Consider the following 19,544-nt stretch of genomic DNA (forward strand, 5'->3'; position numbering starts at 1 on the left):
GCGACCATGCGCTGCGGCTATCCTTGTCAGGTTGCGTTCTGCGCCGGGCCGTCACCGACCCTGCGACCGGATTCCGCACGCTAGACCCAATTCTTTCGACGATCAAGGGAGTTCGACATGGCTGCCGTCTGCGACATCTGCGGCAAGGGCCCCGGCTTTGGCAAGTCGGTCTCGCACTCGCACCGGCGCACCAACCGCCGCTGGAACCCGAACATCCAGTCCGTGCGAGTCGAGGTCGCGCCGGGTAACCGCAAGCGCAAGAACGTGTGCACGTCCTGCCTGAAGGCCGGCAAGACCACCGTCTAGACCTTCGGTACAACTGCTCCACCGCGACCCCCGACGGGCATCTGCCCGTCGGGGGTCGCGGTGTTTGGCCGCGGTCTAGGCTGACCACCATGACTGGTGAGCCCAATGTGACCTCTGCCGACGGCGTGCTGACCCTCGCCGTCTCGACCGCGGCCAACGGCACCGCGATGAACCCCGGCGCCGTCGACCAAGCGGCCGACGCGCTGGCCGAACTGCTCAGCGGCGCGCGCGACGAGCGGGTCATCCTGCTGGTCGGCAAGGGCAAGAACTTCTGTGCCGGCGGCGACGTCGCCTCCTTCGCCGCGGCCGCCGATCGCTCCGATTTCGTCCGCGACCTGGCCGTGCGGATGCACCGCATGATGGATCTGATGGTCTGCTCGGGACGGCCCGTCGTGGTCGCGGCCAAGGGCTGGGCGGCGGGGGCCGGCATGAGTTTCACCCTGCACGGCGACGTCGTCGTCGGCGGGACGTCGACCCGGCTGCGCCCCGCCTACAGCGGCATCGGCCTCTCCCCCGACGGCGGGATGACCTGGACGTTGCCGCGGATCGTGGGTGCGGCCCGGGCACGCGGAATCATTCTCACCAACCGGGTGATCAGCGCGCAGGAGGCGCTCGACTGGGGGATCCTCTCCGAGATCGTCGACGACGATCAGGTCGACGCCCGGGCCCGCGAGATCGCCGTCGATCTCGCCGCCGGCCCGAGCGAAGCACTCCAGACGACCGCGCGGCAGCTGCGCGCCGATCCCTCGACGACGCTGGTCGAGCAGTTCGCCACCGAGACCCGCGATATCGCCCGTCTCGTCGGGGAACCCGAGGGTATCGAGGGAGTCAACGCCTTCGTCGAGAAGCGCAAGCCCGTCTGGAATCGTGAGCACGGGTGAGCAGACCTGCCGTGGCGCTACCGTACTGGGCATGATGGTGGACCGCGACCAGTTTCGCGTCGATATTGACGGCAACCAGTTCGAGGCGGCATGGCACGCGCTGCCTTCCGCGATTCGGAGGTGGGACGCCGAGCCACATACACCATGCGAGGAAGGCGCGGTCACGATGATCGTTTGGGCGGCGATCGATCACGTTCCGGGTGTGGCGGAAGAATTGGAAATCCCGGCGGGTACGACGTTGTACCGGGGCGGCCATGGTGACGGTGACCTGCGCAGCGAGGATCGGCTGTGGCACCTCGAGATCAAGAGCCACTACTCAAAGATCAGTGAGGGCGAGAAGTGTCCGTCCAAATGTGGAGTCCTCAAGTCGCAGTTCGAGCACATGCTCGAGACCGAGGGGGCAAATGTGCGTCTACTGTGCCCCACGCGCAGAGTTGAGCACTTCCGTCGACAGGTATCCGGAGTATCGATCATGAGCTTCAGTGACTTCGCTTCGCTCGTTGAGGCGTCACTCGCGAGCGGAGGTGCACCATCGCTGTCGCCATTCGCCTGTGTACTCGCGGTTGAGTATCAGGTGTCGTAGATCCTCACAGGCCTCACCACCGCCCCAGACGCACACCTGGAGGGTCGTCGAAAAGCCTTGCGCAAGCGGGATTTCGGCGAGATCGGTGCTGATGATCGGGGCGCCGTCGGCTCGGCGGATGTCCAGGCGATCTTTGCGGCCGCTGGTCACCGTGTCAGTGAGTGCTACAGCGGTTTCGGCGAGGCGTTCGGCGTCGTGATCCGCGACGAGCGCTAGGCGGCCGCCTCAGCGGACGCCTGCTGCTGCGCCTTCCGACGTAGCCGTTCGCGGCGGTCCCACACCCCGTAGATGACTTCGGTGGCATAACCGAGGTCGAGGGGTCCGTTGCCTTCGGAGGTGAGGGCATCACGAGCGACGCGGTGGTCGGGATACCAGTCGGCGGGGCTCGCTATCGGCGGGGCGGGGTGCAACTCGCTGCCGGCGGGGGTTTGGAATCGGAATCGCTGCTTGCCCTGAGCGATGATGACGAAGTCCCCATCATGCAGCGCCCGATGGTGATACCCGCAGAGCAGGATCAAGTTATCCGGGTCGGTGGTCCCACCGGCCGACCACGGCGTGACGTGATGCAGGTGCAGATGATGGGTGCGTTCACAGCCGGGTGCCTGACACGTCACGTCGCGCATCGCGATCACCCGGATCAACGCGGCGTTGGCATAGCGGCGCTTACCACCCCACCACAGCACCGGCCCCAGCTGCGGTCCGGTGCTGTAGCGCGAATCGTCGTGGCCCACCGCCCGAGTCGACGCACCGCACCGCAACTCCTCATGCTGAGCCTCGGTCAAAGCAGGCCCACGGTCGAGGTACGCATGCGCCATAGACGACGCCTCGCCGTCCGGGGTTCCGTGGATCGGGGTTTCGTGGATCGGGGTTTCGTGGACCAGGATCTCCGCTCCCGGGGCGACCTGCGGAATCGCCATCGCATCGAACACGGTATCGGCCATCGTCACCAACGCGGCAGCAATGTTGGCGGGAACTCCGCGCCACAGGTCGCGGGGTGGCTTACACCCCGCCTCGCCGCCGGCCGCCTCACCACCGGCCGCCTCACCGTCGGGCGCGACGGGCAGGTCGGGATCGCCCGTGGTGCGGGTCCGCTCGTACTCGGCGCGCACCAGCCCAGCGAGCAGATGAGCGCCGTCGACGGGGTTCAGGCGCACGCTGAGCCCCAGCGACCCGTCGTCGTTCCACCGCCACGACCCATACGACTCGATCGGCCTAGGCTCGACAGCAGTGCCGTCGATCTCTTGGTTCCGGTCGATCGGTCCCATCGCGGCGACGAATCTTTCCAACTGCGACGCCGTGGACGACAACGCGAGGTTGACCAGCTCGGGTTCCCGCTCCGCAGTGGCGACGCGGGTCAGGGCTCGCACCTTGGAGAACGACAACTCCCCGGCGAGCAGATGCTCGCGCACCATCGGCAACCCGCCCAACGCGTGGGCGACGCGGATGTGTTCCTGAGCGGTGCGCCGGTTCATCCCGGCCCGCCAGGACAACCACTGGGCACACGAATTCATCCCCGGCCCCGCCCACGCGCCGCGCGCGTCGAATTCGGCCAGGTACTCCAAGAACCGGCCGGTCAACGCGGCAATCTGGGCCGCGTACCCCAGCACCCGCTCCTCCAGATCCTCGTCGCCCAGATCAGCGGCAGCCGTGTCATCGAAAACATCCGAAGCGGTGTCCGAGGTGGCGTCTGACCTCATGTCCATAGCGGCCTCCATAGAACTGTAGTTCGATTATGAGGCAACTCTATCCGGAACGTCTGACATCGAAGCCCACGCGAACACAGTGATCACAGTGATCGTTGAGGCTGATGAGGCGTTCCGCGGAACGCCTGGTGAAGCGCAGAGATCCCTACGGCAGGCGCCAATCCACCGGTTCGCAGCCGAGGTCTTCCAGCTCGGCGTTGGCCCGGCTGAACGGCTTCGACCCGAAGAAGCCGCGCGACGCGGAGAGCGGCGACGGATGCGGGGAGGCGATCGTCGGCACGTCCGGCAGCCACTGCTCAAGATTCTGGGCGTCTCGTCCCCACAGGATCGCGACGAGCGGCTCGTCCCGCGCGGCGAGCGCCTTGATCGCGCATTCGGTGACCTGCTCCCACCCCTTGCCCCGGTGCGAGCCGGCCTCCCCCGCCCCGACGGTCAGCACCCGGTTCAGCAGGAGCACGCCGGCGTCGGCCCACGGGGTCAGGTCGCCGTTGCTCGGCCGCGGATACCCCAGGTCGGCGCAGTACTCGGTGTAGATGTTGTCCAGCGAACGCGGCACCGGACGGACCTCGGGCGCGACGGAGAAGCTGAGTCCGACGGCGTGCCCGGGCGTCGGATACGGGTCCTGTCCGACGATCAGCACACGCACGTCGGCCATCGGCCGGGTGAAGGCACGCAGAATGTGTTGCCCGGCCGGCAGGTAGGTGCGCCCCGCGGCGATCTCGGCGCGCAGGAATTCACCCAGTTCGGTGATCACCGGTGCGACCGGCTCGAGGGCACGGGCCCAATCGGGGGCGACGAGTTCGGAAAGCGGCTTGGGGGGCATCGTGTCCCAATCAGTCGAGGCGGCGCAGGTTGTCGCGGTAGTACTGGGCGTTTTCGTAGTACATCGTGGTGTTGAGGTCGGCGTGGCCTTCGGGGACCTCGTAGTTCGCCCGAATCTTGGCCGGGACGCCGAGCGCCATCCTGCGGGCGGGCACCTCGAAGTCGAAGGGCACGACGGCGCCCGCGCCGACGATCGCCCCGTTGCCGACGGTCGATCCGTTGAGCACGATCGAGCCCGACGCGATGAGGACCTCGTCGCCGATCGTCGACCCCTCGATATGCGCGTTGTGCCCGACGACGCAGCGCGCACCGAGGACCGTCGCGTGGATCACCGTGCAGTGGATGACCGTGCCGTCCTGGATGTTCGTCTTCTCCCCGATCTCGATCCGCCCGTAATCGCCGCGCAGCACGGCGTTGGGCCAGATCGACACCCCGTCGGCGAGGGTGACGTCACCGATGACGACGGCGTCGGGATGGACGTACGTGTTGGCGCCGAGCTTCGGCTCGCGATCGCCCAATGCGTAGATGGCCATACAGGGGAATCTAGCCGCAGCGGCGATCAGAGACTGTGCCACCCGTGGACTGTGGCCGGTTCTCCGTCGATCCGCACCGCATCGGCGGCCTTGTCGACGTCGCCGACCGGCCCCGATACCCCACCGATCACCGTCCAGCCGGGCGGCACCGAGCCGCGGTCCGCAAACGCGCCGAGCAGTTCGTGGTCCTCGCCGCCGGTGAGGGCCCAGGAGACGACGTCGGCGCCGAGGGCCCGCGCCACCCGCCGCGTCGCCTCGGTGATCGGGACGGCGGCCGAGTCGACGTCGACGACGACCCCGGAGGCGGCGCTCATCAGCCGCAACTCCTCGACCAGCCCGTCGGACACATCGGTCAGCGCGCTCGCACCGTGGCGGGCGGCCACCGGGCCCTGCGTGAGGTCGGGCGCCGGGCTGCGGAAGGCGGCGAGCACCTCGTCGGCGGCGTCGCCGGTGATCTCCGAATCTCCGCTGATCAGCGCATATCCGGCCGCCGATGCCCCCAACGGGCCGCTGACCGCGAGCACATCGCCCGGTCGGGCACCGGAAAGCAGGATCGGCGGTTCGTCGTCGAGTACGCCGACCGCGGTGATGGACACCGCGATCTCCCCCGCCTCCACGAGGTCGCCGCCCAGCACCGCAGCGCCGAGTGCCGCGGCCCGCTCGACGACCCCGGTGTTGATCCCCTCGACGAGCGCGACCGGCGCCGATACCGGCGCGGCCAACGAGACGAGCACCCCGGTCGGGCGTGCCCCCATCGCCGCGATGTCGGCCGCCGCGGCGGTGACCGCCCGCGAACCGATCTGCGCCGGTGACGACCACTCGACGCGGAAATGACGTCCCTGCACCGCGGTGTCGACGCTGAGCACCGTCGCCCCCGGGGCGATGACGGCGGCATCGTCGCCCGGGCCGACCAGGGCACTGGGCGCCGCACGCGCCGCACGGGCGAACCGCGTCAGCAGGGCTCGCTCCCCCACTTCCCCGACGGTCCGCTGTCCTGCCACGATCGCCCAGTCTAGGCGTCGCTAGGCTGAAGCCCGTGGCCACCGACGACAGCACCCACGACACCGACGCCCCCGACGACGATGCGGCCGGGCGTGACGGTCGGTTGTCCCCGGCGCTGCTCGCCACCCTGATCACCATCCCGATCATGGTTCTGGCCGGCTTCGTCACCTTCGCGGTGATGCGCGGGCACGGCGGCACCCAACTCGACTCGATGGCCGCCGCGCCTGGCTCCCAGGCCGCCTGCGCGCCGTTCCTCGCGGCCCTGCCCGACCGCCTCGGCGACTACCGCAACAAATCGGTCAGCGGCGACACCGTGCGCTGGCGCTCGGACAAGGGCGATGTCGTCGCGCTGCGATGCGGGGTCGCGCGCCCGGCCGCGCTGGCGCCGTCCTCCAGACTGCAAGTGGTCGACGCGGCACAGTGGTTCATCACCGACGAGTCGGACTCCGGCGTCGCGTACGTGGCCGTCGACCACCGCCCCTACGTCGCGCTCTGGCTGCCGCGAGACTCCGGCCCGGCGCCGATCAGCGAGGTCACCGCGGTGATCGACAAGCACCTGCAGCCCGGCCCGCTCGAACTGCACTGAGCCGGTCGGAGATCGGTCAGCGGATCTCCGGCTTGCGGGGACGTCCCAGCAGCATCGCGATCGCGTCCGGGACGGTCAGCCCGTCGTGGCACACCTGGTCGACCGCATCGGTCAACGGGACGTCGACGCCGTGCAGCTTGGCGAGAGCGCGCACCGACGAGCAGGACTTCACGCCCTCGGCGACCTGACCGTTGGTGGCGGCCTGCGCCTCGTCGAGCGTCTTGCCCTGCCCCAGCGCGTATCCGAAGGTCCGGTTCCGCGAGAGCGGCGACGAGCAGGTCGCGACGAGGTCGCCGATTCCGGCCAGCCCGGCCAGCGTGCGCACGTCGGCGCCAGCGGCGACGCCCAGGCGCATGGTCTCGGCCAGGCCGCGGGTGATGATCGTGGCGAGGGTGTTCTGCCCGAAGCCCTGCCCGGCCGCCATGCCGCAGGCCAGCGCGATCACGTTCTTCACCGCGCCGCCGAGTTCGCAGCCCACCACGTCGGTGTTGGTGTACACCCGGAAATAGCTGGTGGAGAAGGCCTCCTGCAGCGCGACCGCCCGCTCCTCGTCGACGCAGCCGATCACCGTCGCGGCCGGTTGGCCCGCGGCGACCTCTTTCGCGAGGTTGGGGCCGGAGAGGACGGCGATCCGCTCGGGTCCGGCACCGGTCACGTCGGCGATGACCTCCGACATGCGCAGCACCGTCGACGTCTCGACGCCCTTGGAGAGTGACACGTAGGTCATGTCGTCGGTGAGCCTCGGCAGCCATCGCTCCAGATTGGCGCGCATCGACTGCGAGGGGACGCCCAGCACCACGACGTCGGCGCCGTCGAGTGCCTGTGCCTCGTCGCTCACCGCGTGCAGTCCGGCGGGCAGGGCGATGCCGGGCAGGTAATCGGGGTTCTCATGGGTGGTGTTGATGGCGTCGGCGAGTTCGGGGCGCCGCGCCCAGATCCGCGTCGGCGTACCCGCGTCGACGAGCACCTTCGCCACGGTCGTGCCCCACGACCCGGCCCCCATCACAACGGCCTGCACTCTGATCCCCTCTCGCCGACGACTCCGATGCTCACCCTATCGGTCAAACCTCGATGAGTTTGCCGCTCTTGGCCACCTCGGGGACCGTGCACGAGGACAGGTCGAAGCAACAGGGCCGCCGTTTGCCCGAGCGCATCTTGTCGATCGCCACTTCGACGCGCCGTGCGCGGGTGTCGAGATTCTTCGTCGCGTTGACCCAGCGCACCCATTCCCACCGCGCCATCGGCGTGATCGACGACCAGACGTCGGCGATGTCGGGAGCGCCGTCCAGCGCGGTCGCGAAATCCTCCGGCAAGTCCGGCTCCGGCCACTCCTTCGTCGGTTCGACGACGACCTCGACCTCGTCGCCGGGTGCGAATCCGTCGGCGAGTTCGTCGACGGGCAGCCAATGCCCCTTGCGGCCGTCGGGTTCGACGACCGTGGTGACCGCCGGCCGATCGTCGAGCGTCACCGACGCGGCGACCTGGCCGCGCGAGGACAGTCGGGCGCTGGCCGGGTCGGGGAGTCGGAGGATGAGCCGGTCCTCGACGCTGCGGACGGTGGCGGTGAAACGGATGGACGGTGCGCTGGTCTCGGCCATGCCGCCAGCGTAGTCGGCGGGACCGCCACCGCGGCTGCCATGATGGTGACGTGAGCTGGGGTGCGGTGCTGGCGGTCAAACCGCTACCGGAGGCGAAGACACGGTTGGGCGGCAGCGCGCATGACCGCGCCGCCCTGGTGGTGGCGATGCTGGTCGACGTGATCGGGGCGGCCGCCGGTGCCGGGATGGTGCCGCTGGTCGTCACCCCCGACGCCCGGATCGCCGGGGCGGCGCGGGAGGCCGGGGCACTCGTCGTCGGTGAACCCGCCGATGCGAGCGGGCTCAACGCGGCCTTCTCGCACGGTCAACGGGAGTTGCGGGACCTCGACCCGGCGATCGACGCCGTGATGTTCCTGCAGGCCGATCTCCCAGCCGTGACCTCGGAAGCGTTGCGCAGCGCCCTCGCCGTGCACCGCGGCGCCACCGACGCCTGGCGCCCCCAGTCTTTCGTCGCGGACTCCGCCGGGGTCGGCACCGCGGCCCTGCTGCGCCCGCTGACCGTCGTCGACCCCCCGTTGTTCGGCCCCCATTCGGCCGCCTCCCACCGGCGCGCCGGAGCCGTGGAGATCGCCGCGCCCACCACGGCCGACGACCCGTGGCGGGGCCTGCGCACCGACGTCGACACCGTGGCCGACCTGCGCGTCGCGGCCGACATCGGGGTCGGTGCGGCCACCGCGGAATGGCTGCACCTGCGGGCCGGGTCCGGGCCCCGCTGCGCGGCTGGCGACCATGGTGCATGATGAGGCGGTGAATTCCGCCGATCCCGGTCCCGGCGCACCCCCCGCCGCGACGGCGCACCCCGACGAGTCCGCCGACCTGCCGGCCGATCGCTATCTCAATCGCGAGCTGTCCTGGCTGGACTTCAACTCCCGCGTGCTCGCCCTCGCCGAGGACACGTCGCTGCCGCTGCTCGAGCGGGCCAAGTTCCTCGCCATCTTCACGTCGAATCTCGACGAGTTCTTCATGGTGCGCGTCGCCGGGCTGAAGCGGCGCGACGAGACCGGGCTCTCGGTGCGGTCCGCCGACGGACTCTCGCCACGAGAACAACTGAGCCGCATCGCGGCGCGCACCCAGTCCATCGCCACCCGCCAGGCGCGGGTGTTCAACGAATCGGTGAAGCCGGCCCTCGACGGGGAGGGCATCCATATCGTCGCGTGGGCCGATCTGGACAAGCCGCAGCGCACCCGGCTCGCCGACTACTTCACCGACCAGGTCTTCCCGGTCCTCACCCCGCTCGCCGTCGACCCGGCCCACCCCTTCCCCTACATCAGCGGGTTGAGCCTGAACCTGGCCGTCACCGTGCGCGACCGGGCCGACGGCGCCGAGCACTTCGCCCGCGTCAAGGTGCCCGACAACGTCGCGAGATTCCTGCGCGTCGACAAGCTGACGGCGGCCGAGCCGCGGTCGGCCGCCGACGAATCCGACGTGGTGTTCCTACCCGTGGAGGAGTTGATCTCGGCGAATCTGGGCCAGCTCTTCCCGGGGATGGACATCGTCGAGCATCACGCGTTCCGCATCACCCGCAACGCCGACTTCGAGGTCGACGAGGATCGCGACGAAGACCTGCTGCAGGCGCTCGAGCGCGAATTGGCGCGGCGCCGGTTCGGGTCTCCGGTGCGCCTGGAGATCGAAGAGGACATGAGCGAGCACATGCTCGAACTGCTCCTGCGCGAACTCGACGTCGACCCGGCCGACGTGATCGCGGTCCCTGGGCCGCTGGACCTTTCGGCCCTGTTCCAGATCTACGACGTCGACCGCCCCACTCTGAAGGATCCGCCGTTCGTCCCGGTGACCAACCCGGCGTTCGGCGAGCGCGAGACCCCCAAGAGCGTGTTCTCCACGCTGCGCGAGGGCGAAGTCCTGGTCCATCACCCCTACGAGTCCTTCTCCACCAGCGTGCAGCGCTTCATCGAGCAGGCTGCCGCCGACCCGCAGGTCCTGGCCATCAAGCAGACGCTGTACCGCACGTCGGGTGATTCGCCGATCGTCGACGCCCTGATCAGCGCCGCCGAGGCCGGTAAACAGGTCGTCGCGCTGGTGGAGATCAAAGCGCGCTTCGACGAGCGCGCGAATATCAAGTGGGCGCGCAAACTCGAGCAGGCCGGCGTACACGTCGTCTACGGACTCGTCGGGCTCAAGACCCACTGCAAGACCTGCCTGGTGGTGCGACGCGAAGGGTCGACGATCCGCCGCTACTGCCACATCGGGACCGGCAACTACAACCCGAAGACCGCGCGCCTCTACGAGGACGTCGGCCTGTTCACCGCGGCGCCGGAGATCGGCGCCGACCTCACCGATCTGTTCAACACGCTGACCGGCTACTCGCGCAAGCACACCTACCGCAACCTGCTTGTGGCGCCGGACGGGATCCGCGCCGGGATCGTCGAGCGGATCCGCAACGAGATCGAGCGGCACCGGGCCGGCGACGCCAATGCACGGATCCGCCTCAAGGCCAACGCGCTGGTCGACGAGCAGATCATCGACGCGCTCTACCGCGCGTCGCAGGCGGGTGTGCCGGTGGAGATCGTGGTCCGCGGCATCTGCGCCCTGCGTCCCGGTATCCCCGGCGTCAGCGACAACATCGAGGTCCGCTCCATCCTCGGCCGGTTCCTGGAGCACTCGCGCATCTTCCACTTCGGCGCGCAGGACGAGTTCTGGATCGGCAGCGCCGACATGATGCACCGCAACCTCGACCGGCGGATCGAGGTCTTGGTCCAGGTCTCCGACCCGCGCCTCACCCGCCAGCTCGACGAGATCTTCGAATCGGCACTCGATCCGCGCACCCGCTGCTGGGTGCTGGGCAACGACGGCAAGTGGACCGCGTCGCCGGGTGCCGACGTCGAGGTCCGCGACCACCAGACCGAGCTGATGACGCGCTATCGGCGCCTCGCGGCCGGGTCGGGCCAGGCCTAGGCGGGAACCGCACACCGATGAGCGTGAACGTGCGCGCCGTGTGGGCGGGGGGCGGGGTGGTGTGGCGCCCCGACGCCGACGGCCAACCGGAGATCGCCCTGATCCACCGTCCCCGCTACGACGATTGGACCCTCCCCAAGGGGAAGACCGAATCCGGCGAGACGGTGTTCGCGAGTGCGGTGCGCGAGATCGCCGAGGAGACCGGATACGCCGTTCTCCTCGGCCGGCACCTGCGCCACGTCACCTACGCGATCAACGGAACGAAGCGCAAACACGTGCGCTATTGGTCGGCTCGCGTGACCGGGGGCGAGTTCACCCCCAATCGCGAGGTCGACCAATTGGTGTGGGTCTCGCCGTCCGCGGCGAAGACGAAGCTGACCTACACGCTGGACCGGTTGGTGGTCGACGAATTCCTCACCCTGCCCGCCGACCTGCACACGCTGCTGTTGGTCCGGCACGCCAAGGCCGGACGTCGTTCGCGCTACAGCGGCCCCGACGACCAGCGACCGCTGGAGCGCGTCGGCCGCGCCCAGGCCCAGGCCCTCGCCGCGCTGCTGCCGTTGTTCGGCGCCCGACGCCTGCATGCCGCCGATCGGACCCGCTGCGTCCAAACGCTCGAGCCGCTGGCGAAAGCCCTCGGCGACAAGAAGATCCGCATCGAGGAATCGCTCACCGAGGAAGCCTATTTACGCGATCCCGAGGCCGCCCAGCGCCGCATGGTCGATTTGGCGGCACGCCACGACGCCGTCCACGTCGTGTGCAGCCAGGGCAAGGCCATCGCGCCGTTGATGCAGTGGTGGTCGGCGCGCGACGGCTTCGCGCTGCCGGCCAACCGCAACCGCAAAGGCAGCACGTGGGTGTTGTCGATCGACGACGACGGCCGGGTCGTCGCGGCGGATCACATCGCCGATCCGATGCCCGACTACGACTGATCGAACCTCCGGCGACTACTTCTTGGGGGTCGCCTTCTTCGCGGGCGCCTTCTTTGCTGGGGCCTTCTTAGCCGGTGCCTTCTTTGCCGCAGCCGCGGTCTTCGCGGGCGCCTTCTTGGCGGGGGCCTTCTTGGCCGGTGCTTTCTTCGCCGCGGCCGTGGTCTTGGCCGGAGCCTTCTTCGCGGGCGCCTTCTTGGCCGGAGTCTTCTTCGCCGCGGTCACGGTCTTTGCCGGGGTGGCCTTCTTGACCGCCGCCTTCTTGGCGGGTGCCGCCTTCTTGGCGGCGGCAGTCTTCTTAGCGGGTGCCGCCTTCTTAGCAGTGGTCTTCTTCGCCGGCGTCGCCTTCTTAGCGGCAGTCTTCTTGGCGGGCGCCGCCTTCTTGGCCGCGGCCGCGTCGACCGCTCCGCGCTTGACCGCGGGGATTCCGGCCGGCAGGCGGAGCCGCCCGGCGATCACCTCTTTGAACTGGGCGCCGGGCCGAAACGACGGCACGTTGACCGCGCGGACCTTCACCGTCTCGCCGGTGCGCGGGTTGCGCGCGACGCGCGGCGCTCGTTTGCGCTTCTCGAATACGCCGAACCCGGTGATGGTCACCTTCTCGCCCCGGTTGACCGCGCGCACCACCGTGTCGATGAACTGCTCCACGGCGTCGGTGGCGGTCTGACGATCCGCTTTGAGCCGTTTCGTCAGTTCGTCGATGAGCTCCGCCTTGTTCATGTCGACCTCCACGGTTGGTGTGACGTGACTAACACAACACGGTAAACGCCGCGTGAGAAAAGGTCCATCATCGGCGCGCATATCCGCGCGTCGAATCTCGTTGCGCCCAAGCGCTAGTCGATCACGTCGCCGCGTCGACCGTTCCGCCTCAGAGCGTGGTCGGTTTGAACGCGGGCCGTGCGCGCTCGAAGACGTCGATCGCCTCGACTTCGCGCAGGGTGAGCCCGATGTCGTCGAGCCCCTCCAGCAGGCGCCACCGGGTGTAGTCGTCGATCTGGAAGGGCACGACGAGATCGCCCGCGGTCACGGTCTTGGCTTCGAGGTCGACGGTGAGCTCCAGGCCGGGCTCGTTCTCCAGCCGCTTCCAGATGAGCTCGATGTCACCCTGGTCCACCTGTGCCGCAAGCAATCCGGCCTTGCCGGAGTTGCCGCGGAAGATGTCGGCGAACCGGGAGCTGAGGACGACGCGGAAGCCGAAGTCCATCAGCGCCCACACGGCGTGCTCGCGCGACGACCCAGTACCGAAGTCGGGACCGGCCACCAGCACCGACCCCTTGTCGCAGGGCTCGGTGTTGAGGATGAACTCGGGGTCGGCGCGCCAGGACGAGAACAGTCCGTCCTCGAATCCGGTGCGCGTGACCCGCTTGAGGTACACCGCGGGGATGATCTGGTCGGTGTCGACGTTGCTGCGGCGCAGCGGGACCCCGATACCGGTGTGGGTGGTCAACGGTTCCATGATTCCTCCGTGGTGAGATCGGCGGGGGCGCTCAGCGTCCCGCGCACCGCGGTGGCCGCGGCGACGGCAGGCGAGACCAGATGGGTCCGGCCGCCCTTGCCCTGGCGGCCCTCGAAGTTGCGGTTCGACGTCGACGCGCACCGCTCCCCCGGCGCCAGCTGGTCCGGGTTCATGCCCAGGCACATCGAGCAGCCGGCCTGGCGCCATTCCGCCCCGGCCGACGTGAAGACCTCGCCGAGGCCTTCTTGCTCCGCCTGCTGGCGCACCTTCATCGAGCCGGGGACGATCAGCATGCGCACCCCGTCGGCGACCTTCCGCCCGCGCAGCACGTCGGCGACGGCCCGCAGGTCCTCGATCCGCCCGTTGGTGCACGACCCGACGAACACCGCGTCGACCTTGACCTCGCGCAGCGGCGTGCCCGGCACCAGGTCCATATATTCCAGCGCGCGTTGGGCCGCCTGCTTGTCGTTCTCGTTGCCGAAGTCCTCGGGGTCGGGGATCGCCGCACCCAGCGGGAGGCCCTGGCCGGGGTTGGTCCCCCAGGTGACGAACGGGGTCAGCTCGGAGGCGTCGATGTGCACCTCGGCATCGAACTCGGCGCCCTCGTCGGTGCGCAGGCCGTCCCAGTATTCGACGGCGGCATCCCACTCGTCGCCGGAGGGGGCATGCGGACGCCCCTTGAGGAACTCGTAGGTCACCTGGTCGGGGGCGATCATCCCGGCACGGGCGCCGGCCTCGATCGACATGTTGCACATGGTCATGCGCGCCTCCATCGAGAGCTTCTCGATGGCCGGTCCGCGGTATTCCAGCACGTACCCCTGGCCGCCGCCCGTCCCGATCTTGGCGATCACGGCGAGGATCAGGTCCTTACTCGTCACGCCGGGCGGCAACTCGCCGTCGACGGTGATCGCCATCGTCTTGAAGGGCCGCAGCGACAGCGTCTGCGTGGCCAGCACGTGCTCGACCTCCGACGTGCCGATCCCCATCGCCAGCGCGCCGAAGGCGCCGTGCGTGGAGGTGTGGCTGTCGCCGCAGACGACGGTCATACCCGGCTGGGTCAGCCCCAGCTGGGGGCCGACGACGTGCACGATGCCCTGCTCGGCATCGCCCATCGGGTACAGGCGGACGCCGAATTCCTCGCAGTTGTGACGCAGCGTCTCGACCTGCGTGCGCGACACCGGGTCGGCGATCGGCTTGTCGATGTCGACGGTGGGGACGTTGTGGTCCTCGGTCGCGATGGTGAGATCGGTGCGCCGCACCGGGCGGCCGGCCATGCGCAGGCCGTCGAAGGCCTGCGGGGAGGTCACCTCGTGGATGAGGTGCAGGTCGATGTAGATGAGGTCGGGATTGCGCTGACCGGAATCATCCACCTCGCCGCGCGCGACGACATGGTCGTCCCACACCTTCTCGGCGAGCGTTCGGGGCTTGGCCGGGCTGTTGCTCATCGCTCTTGGAATCTCACTATCTGGACAGTTAGTATCGTCTTATGGGAAATGGTACCGCATCCGGTCCGGTCAGCGGAATCGGCGTGCTCGACAAGTCGGTCACCGTGCTGAGCGCGGTCGCGGTCGCGCCGTGCAACCTCGCCGAGCTGTGCGAGACCACCGGGTTGCCCCGCGCCACCGCCCACCGCCTCGCCGTCGGGCTGGAGGCGCACCGGTTGGTGGCGCGCGACTCGACGGGACGCTGGGTGCCCGGCCCGGCGCTGCGCGAACTGTCCGGCTCCCACGTCGACCGCATTCCCGACGCCGCCCTCTCGATCCTCCCGCGGCTGCGGGAGATCACCGGCGAATCCGTGCAGATCTACCGGCGCGACGGGGCCGAGCGCATCTGCGTCGCCGCCCTCGAGCCGCCCAGCGGCCTGCGCGACACCGTCCCCGTCGGAACGCGTCTGCCGATGACGGCCGGCTCGGCCGCCAAGGTGCTGCTCGCCTGGGCACCGGAGGGGGTGCGAGCCACCCTGCTCGACGAGAGCGTCTTCGCCGAGCGGACCCTGGCCGACGTCCGCCGCAAAGGGTGGGCCCAGAGCGTCGCCGAGCGGGCGGCCGGGGTGGCCAGCGTCTCGGCACCGGTGCGCGACGCCGACGGCGAGGTGGTCGCGGCGATCTCGGTCTCCGGACCGGTCGAGCGCATCGGCCGACGTCCCGGCGCGCGCTGGGCGGCCGATCTGCTGGCCGCAGCCGACGCGCTGACCGAGCGGCTCAGCCATAGCGTCGACTGACGGCGCCGGGGGCCGATAGGGTCGGCGGATGGGTAAGAATCAGCGCGGCCAGATCGTCATGTCCGACGAGGAGATCGCGGACTTCATCAACTCCCAGCGGACCGCGACACTCGCGACGACCGGTCCCGACGGGTCCATCCACCTCGTCGCCATGTGGTACGGCGTGATCGACGGCGAGTTGTGGTTCGAGACGAAGTCGAAGTCGCAGAAGGCGATGAACCTGCGGCGCAACGCGCGCTGCTCGGTGCTCATCGAGGACGGCGACACCTACGACCAACTGCGCGGCGTCACCATCGAGGGCAGCGCCGTCATCTACGACGACGAGGAGCACACCCTCCCGACCGGGATCAACGTGTTCGAGCGGTATTACGGCCCCTACAGCGAGGAGCTGCGGCCGGCCGTCGAGCAGATGATGAACAAGCGGGTGGCCGTGCGGGTCCAGGCCGAGCGCACGCGCAGCTGGGACCACCGCAAACTGGGCCTGCCCGCGATGCCGTTGTCGGGGTCGACCGCCCCCGCGCCCTGACCGCGACCGAAACGAGAAAAGCGCCCCGCACCTGTCGGTGCGGAGCGCTTTCGCGTTGTACCCCCTACGGGATTTGAACCCGCGTTACCGCCTTGAGAGGGCGGCGTCCTAGGCCGCTAGACGAAGGGGGCCTGAACAACTCCTCGGCGCAAGCCGTGAAGTCCGCTGGGGTACCAGGACTCGAACCTAGAATGGCGGTACCAGAAACCGCTGTGTTGCCAATTACACCATACCCCAAGGGTCTGCCTCCCCCGTGCGTCACCGCCCGGCGGAAGGACCGAGAAGTAGGTTAGCAGGATGGGCGCCCGATAGCACAAACGTGCAGGCCAAGGGTATTATTCCGAATACTTCTCGACGGCGTCGCGCAACCGGGCCAGCGAGCGGTCTGCGCCCAGCACCTCCATCGACTCGTACAGCGGCGGACTCACCGCTGCCCCGGTCACCGCGACGCGGACCGGGCCGAAGGCCTTGCGCGGTTTGAGTTCCAATCCCTCCACGAGGGCCGTCTTCAGCGCCTCCTCGATCGAGGCCGTGTCCCACGTGGACAGACCCTCCAGGGCGCCGATGGCGGCTTTCAGCACCGGTACCACCTCGGGTCCGAGGTTCTTGGCCGCGGACTTCTCGTCGAGCACGAAATCGGCGTCGGCGACGTAGTGGAACTTGACGAGGTCCCAGGCGTCGCCGAGGACCTGGATCCGCGTCTGGATCAGATCGGCGAGGGCCCGGAAATCGGCCTCATCGGCCGGCGACTGGGCGAAGTGCCCCTGGGCGACGAGGTAGTCGCCCAGGCGCGCGGCGAAGTCGGCCGGGGCGAGCATGCGGATGTGTTCGGCGTTGATCGCCTCGGCCTTCTTCTCGTCGAAGCGGGCCGGGTTCGAGTTGACGTCGCGGACGTCGAAGGCCTCGATCATCTGCTCCAGGGTGAACACGTCGGTGTCGCCGCTGTAACCCCAGCCGAGCAGGGCCAGGTAGTTGAGCAGCCCCTCCGGCAGGAAACCGCGGTCGCGGTGGTGGAACAGGCTGGACTCCGGGTCGCGCTTGGAGAGCTTGCGGTTGCCCTCCCCCATGACGAAGGGGAGGTGCCCGAATCGCGGCACGCCGTCGGCGACGCCGATGCGCTCCAGCGCCCGGTACAGCGCGATCTGACGCGGGGTCGACGAGAGGAGGTCCTCCCCGCGCAGCACGTGGGTGATCTTCATCATCGCGTCGTCGACGGGGTTGACCAGTGTGTACAGCGGGTCGCCGTTCGCCCGCGTCAGCGCGAAGTCGGGCACGGTGCCCGCCTTGATCGTGGTCTCGCCGCGCACCAGGTCGTCCCAGGTGATGTCCTCGTCGGGCATGCGCAGCCGCAGCACCGGCTTGCGCCCCTCCGCGGCGAAGGCGGCGCGCTGCTCCTCGGTGAGGTCGCGGTCGAAGTTGTCGTAGCCCAGCTTCGGGTCGCGCCCGGCCGCCTTGTGCCGCGCCTCGACCTCTTCCGGCGTCGAATACGCCTCGTAGGCCTCGCCGGCCGCCAGGAGCTTCGCCACGACCGCGCGATGGGTCTCGCGGCGCTGCGACTGGCGGTACGGGCCGTAGGGGCCGCCCTTCTCCGGGCCCTCGTCCCAATCCAGTCCGAGCCAGCGCAGGGCGTCGAGGATCGCCGCGTAGCTCTCCTCGCTGTCTCGGGCCGCATCGGTGTCCTCGATGCGGAAGACGAAATCGCCGCCGGTGTGCCGTGCGTAGGCGTAGTTGAACAGCGCGGTGCGGATGAGCCCGACGTGCGGGGTTCCGGTGGGCGACGGGCAGAATCGGACGCGGACTTCGCTGGTCATGGCGTCAACCGTAGCGAACGCCCGCGACGGTGCCGTCAGGCCCCGGTGCGGCGCTGGGCGAGGAAGTCCAGCAGCAGCCCGTTGACCCGGTCCGGCTGCTCGAGGTACCCGAAGTGCCCGGCCTTCTCGACCACCTCGTAGCGCGCCCCGGGAATCGCCTCGGCCACCTCGCGCGCCAGGAATTCGGGCAGGGTGCGGTCGTCGGCGAATCCGATGACCAGCGCCGGGACGGCGATGGCCCGGTAGGCGGCGAGCCGGTCGACCTCCCCCTCGTGGACGCCGTACTGCGCGCGGACGCCGGGGGTCACGCGCTGCGGGGAGAACTTGATGATGTCGAGCCAATCGCGCGCCGAGCGGTCGTCGGCCAGCGTGTGCGGCGAGAGGTTGAGATGGGCCGTGACGGCCGCCGCGTAGTCCTCCGGCACGGTGACGCCTTGGTCGTAGAGGGCGCGCTCCCCGGCGCCGAGCGCGCTGATCATCGGGGTCGGGCGCCCGTAGGTGGCGATCATCGATGCCGAGCGCACCAGGTCGGGACGGGCCAGGGCGAGTTCCTGGGTGATCCGCGCCCCCAGCGAGGTGCCGACGACATGCGCCGGCGCCACGTCGAGGTGTTCGATGAGCGCCGCGGTGTCGGCGACCATGTCGTCGACGGTGAAACCCTCCGGACATTCCGACGACGGCGAGATCCCGCGGTTGTCGAAGGTGATCACCCGATACCCGGCCCGGCTCAGCGCCGGGGCCTGGTTGGCCCGCCACACCCGTCCGGGGCTGCCGGTGCCCATGATCATGACGACCGGCTCCCCCGGCCCTCCGGGATCCTCGTAGGCGAGCGTGATGCCGTTGACCTGGGCCGTTTTCGGCGGCTGGGGACGGGTCACTTGTCGATCACCGGGTTGGTGAGGGTGCCGAGCCCGTCGACGGTCACCGAGACGCGCTCGCCGGCGACCATCGGGCCGATCCCCTCCGGGGTGCCGGTGAGGATGACGTCACCGGGCAGCAGGGTCATCACCCGCGAGACCCATTCGACGATCTCGCCGACGCTGTGCAGCATGAGCGACGTCCGAGAGTCCTGCTTGACCGTCGTCGTGCCGTCGACGCCGGTCAGCTCGGTGCGGATCCGCACGTCGGAGGGGTCGAAGTCGGTGTCGATCCACGGTCCCAGCGGGCAGAACGTGTCGTAGCCCTTGGCCCGCGTCCACTGGCCGTCGACTTTCTGCTGATCGCGGGCGGTCACGTCGTTGGCGATGGTGTAGCCCAGAATCGCCTCGCGCGCCTGGGCGGCCTTGACGTCCTTGCACGGTCGCCCGATCACCACGGCCAGCTCGCCCTCGTAGTCGACCCGCTCCGACGACGGCGGGCGCACGATCGGCACCTCGGGACCGACGATCGAGGTGTTGGGCTTGAGGAAGATCACCGGCGACTCGGGCGCCTCGCCCCCCATCTCCTTCGCGTGTGCCGCGTAGTTCTTGCCGACGCAGATCACCTTGGTGGCCAGGATCGGCGCGAGGATGCGCACGTCGGCCAGCGGCCATTCCCGGCCGGTGAACGTCGGCGTGCCGAACGGGTGCTCGGCGATTTCGCGGGCGGTCTCGCTTCCCTGCGCCCCCTCGATGGCGGCGAAGGCGACGCCGTCGCGGGTGGCTACTCGTCCTAGTCGCATGGTCGCCAGCCTAT

At 69.3% G+C, this 19,544-nt stretch carries 22 protein-coding genes and 2 tRNA genes; 10 read left to right on the top strand and 14 right to left on the bottom strand.

From position 1 onward, the window contains the following. Positions 1-117: 117 nt before the first annotated feature. The 4 genes from rpmB (at position 118) to HUN08_RS11635 (ending at position 1,986) form a co-directional block, all read left to right on the top strand. Positions 118-306, top strand: coding sequence for a 50S ribosomal protein L28 (gene rpmB / locus HUN08_RS11620; RefSeq protein WP_005182428.1), 189 nt, complete (start codon positions 118-120; stop codon positions 304-306). An 89-nt stretch (positions 307-395) separates the two neighbouring features. After that, positions 396-1,187 (top strand): enoyl-CoA hydratase/isomerase family protein, encoded by a 792-nt coding sequence (locus HUN08_RS11625; RefSeq protein WP_124247305.1) that lies wholly within the window; start codon positions 396-398, stop codon positions 1,185-1,187. Between the two features lie 31 nt (positions 1,188-1,218). Further along, positions 1,219-1,770, top strand: coding sequence for a hypothetical protein (locus HUN08_RS11630; RefSeq protein WP_124247304.1), 552 nt, complete (start codon positions 1,219-1,221; stop codon positions 1,768-1,770). Positions 1,771-1,827: 57 nt separating this feature from the next. Beyond that, positions 1,828-1,986 (top strand): hypothetical protein, encoded by a 159-nt coding sequence (locus HUN08_RS11635; protein ID WP_165353493.1) that lies wholly within the window; start codon positions 1,828-1,830, stop codon positions 1,984-1,986. Here the strand turns inward: HUN08_RS11635 and HUN08_RS11640 are convergent. The 4 genes from HUN08_RS11640 to thiL all read right to left on the bottom strand — a co-directional run bounded on the left by HUN08_RS11640 (position 1,983) and on the right by thiL (position 5,829). Next, positions 1,983-3,473: an HNH endonuclease signature motif containing protein gene (locus tag HUN08_RS11640; RefSeq protein ID WP_367649918.1), complete on the bottom strand. Its 1,491-nt coding sequence runs from the start codon at positions 3,471-3,473 to the stop codon at positions 1,983-1,985. The genes HUN08_RS11635 and HUN08_RS11640 overlap by 4 nt on opposite strands. A 145-nt stretch (positions 3,474-3,618) precedes the next feature. Continuing rightward, positions 3,619-4,296 carry a uracil-DNA glycosylase gene (locus HUN08_RS11645; protein WP_124247303.1) on the bottom strand — a complete coding sequence of 226 codons (678 nt, stop codon included), beginning with the start codon at positions 4,294-4,296 and terminating at the stop codon, positions 3,619-3,621. Between the two features lie 10 nt (positions 4,297-4,306). Continuing rightward, the gene (locus tag HUN08_RS11650; protein ID WP_124247302.1) at positions 4,307-4,828 is read right to left on the bottom strand and encodes a gamma carbonic anhydrase family protein; all 522 of its coding nucleotides are present in this window, start codon (positions 4,826-4,828) and stop codon (positions 4,307-4,309) included. Between the two features lie 26 nt (positions 4,829-4,854). After that, positions 4,855-5,829: a thiamine-phosphate kinase gene (gene thiL / locus HUN08_RS11655; protein WP_124247301.1), complete on the bottom strand. Its 975-nt coding sequence runs from the start codon at positions 5,827-5,829 to the stop codon at positions 4,855-4,857. A 35-nt stretch (positions 5,830-5,864) separates the two neighbouring features. Here thiL and HUN08_RS11660 point away from each other — a divergent pair, with 35 nt between their 5' ends. Further along, positions 5,865-6,416: a DUF3515 domain-containing protein gene (locus HUN08_RS11660; RefSeq protein ID WP_301546691.1), complete on the top strand. Its 552-nt coding sequence runs from the start codon at positions 5,865-5,867 to the stop codon at positions 6,414-6,416. Positions 6,417-6,432: 16 nt separating this feature from the next. On the opposite strand, the gene HUN08_RS11665 is transcribed toward HUN08_RS11660, so the two are convergent. After that, the gene (locus HUN08_RS11665) at positions 6,433-7,434 is read right to left on the bottom strand and encodes an NAD(P)H-dependent glycerol-3-phosphate dehydrogenase (protein WP_124247300.1); all 1,002 of its coding nucleotides are present in this window, start codon (positions 7,432-7,434) and stop codon (positions 6,433-6,435) included. Positions 7,435-7,477: 43 nt separating this feature from the next. Next, positions 7,478-8,014 (bottom strand): YdeI/OmpD-associated family protein, encoded by a 537-nt coding sequence (locus tag HUN08_RS11670; protein WP_124247299.1) that lies wholly within the window; start codon positions 8,012-8,014, stop codon positions 7,478-7,480. A 50-nt stretch (positions 8,015-8,064) separates the two neighbouring features. Between HUN08_RS11670 and cofC the strand changes: the two genes are divergently transcribed. From cofC to HUN08_RS11685, 3 genes are read left to right on the top strand one after another with little or no spacing between them, the layout of a single operon-like run. Beyond that, entirely contained in the window at positions 8,065-8,754 is a 690-nt protein-coding gene (cofC, locus tag HUN08_RS11675; RefSeq protein ID WP_165353494.1) for a 2-phospho-L-lactate guanylyltransferase, read from the top strand. Beyond that, the gene (locus HUN08_RS11680; protein ID WP_124247297.1) at positions 8,744-10,927 is read left to right on the top strand and encodes an RNA degradosome polyphosphate kinase; all 2,184 of its coding nucleotides are present in this window, start codon (positions 8,744-8,746) and stop codon (positions 10,925-10,927) included. The genes cofC and HUN08_RS11680 overlap by 11 nt, the downstream gene beginning before the upstream one ends. Before the next feature lie 17 nt (positions 10,928-10,944). Then, entirely contained in the window at positions 10,945-11,859 is a 915-nt protein-coding gene (locus HUN08_RS11685) for an NUDIX hydrolase (protein WP_124247296.1), read from the top strand. Between the two features lie 15 nt (positions 11,860-11,874). On the opposite strand, the gene HUN08_RS11690 is transcribed toward HUN08_RS11685, so the two are convergent. The 3 genes from HUN08_RS11690 to leuC all read right to left on the bottom strand — a co-directional run bounded on the left by HUN08_RS11690 (position 11,875) and on the right by leuC (position 14,757). Further along, positions 11,875-12,576, bottom strand: coding sequence for an HU family DNA-binding protein (locus HUN08_RS11690; RefSeq protein WP_124247295.1), 702 nt, complete (start codon positions 12,574-12,576; stop codon positions 11,875-11,877). 148 nt (positions 12,577-12,724) lie between these two features. After that, positions 12,725-13,312 (bottom strand): 3-isopropylmalate dehydratase small subunit, encoded by a 588-nt coding sequence (gene leuD, locus HUN08_RS11695; RefSeq protein WP_124247294.1) that lies wholly within the window; start codon positions 13,310-13,312, stop codon positions 12,725-12,727. Further along, positions 13,300-14,757: a 3-isopropylmalate dehydratase large subunit gene (leuC, locus tag HUN08_RS11700; RefSeq protein ID WP_124247293.1), complete on the bottom strand. Its 1,458-nt coding sequence runs from the start codon at positions 14,755-14,757 to the stop codon at positions 13,300-13,302. Before leuC ends, leuD begins: the two co-directional genes overlap by 13 nt. A gap of 41 nt (positions 14,758-14,798) precedes the next feature. Here leuC and HUN08_RS11705 point away from each other — a divergent pair, with 41 nt between their 5' ends. Beyond that, entirely contained in the window at positions 14,799-15,533 is a 735-nt protein-coding gene (locus HUN08_RS11705) for an IclR family transcriptional regulator (protein ID WP_124247292.1), read from the top strand. A gap of 28 nt (positions 15,534-15,561) precedes the next feature. Beyond that, complete coding sequence (locus tag HUN08_RS11710) at positions 15,562-16,059, top strand: pyridoxamine 5'-phosphate oxidase family protein (RefSeq protein WP_124247291.1); 498 nt, start codon at positions 15,562-15,564, stop codon at positions 16,057-16,059. A gap of 58 nt (positions 16,060-16,117) precedes the next feature. Here HUN08_RS11710 and HUN08_RS11715 read toward each other — a convergent pair. The 5 genes from HUN08_RS11715 to HUN08_RS11735 all read right to left on the bottom strand — a co-directional run bounded on the left by HUN08_RS11715 (position 16,118) and on the right by HUN08_RS11735 (position 19,530). Beyond that, positions 16,118-16,190: transfer RNA gene (locus HUN08_RS11715), tRNA-Glu, on the bottom strand. A 34-nt stretch (positions 16,191-16,224) separates the two neighbouring features. Next, positions 16,225-16,296 (bottom strand) — tRNA-Gln (locus HUN08_RS11720). 98 nt (positions 16,297-16,394) lie between these two features. Beyond that, a complete protein-coding gene (gene gltX / locus HUN08_RS11725; RefSeq protein WP_124247290.1) occupies positions 16,395-17,870 on the bottom strand; it encodes a glutamate--tRNA ligase in 1,476 nt (491 codons plus the stop codon). A 35-nt stretch (positions 17,871-17,905) separates the two neighbouring features. Beyond that, complete coding sequence (locus HUN08_RS11730; protein WP_124247289.1) at positions 17,906-18,748, bottom strand: alpha/beta fold hydrolase; 843 nt, start codon at positions 18,746-18,748, stop codon at positions 17,906-17,908. Continuing rightward, on the bottom strand, positions 18,745-19,530 hold the full coding sequence (locus HUN08_RS11735) for a fumarylacetoacetate hydrolase family protein (protein WP_124247288.1): 786 nt from the start codon (positions 19,528-19,530) through the stop codon (positions 18,745-18,747). Before HUN08_RS11735 ends, HUN08_RS11730 begins: the two co-directional genes overlap by 4 nt. Positions 19,531-19,544: the final 14 nt, after the last annotated feature.

The sequence above is a fragment of the Gordonia sp. X0973 genome (assembly GCF_013348785.1).
In the GTDB taxonomy this organism is placed as follows: domain Bacteria; phylum Actinomycetota; class Actinomycetes; order Mycobacteriales; family Mycobacteriaceae; genus Gordonia.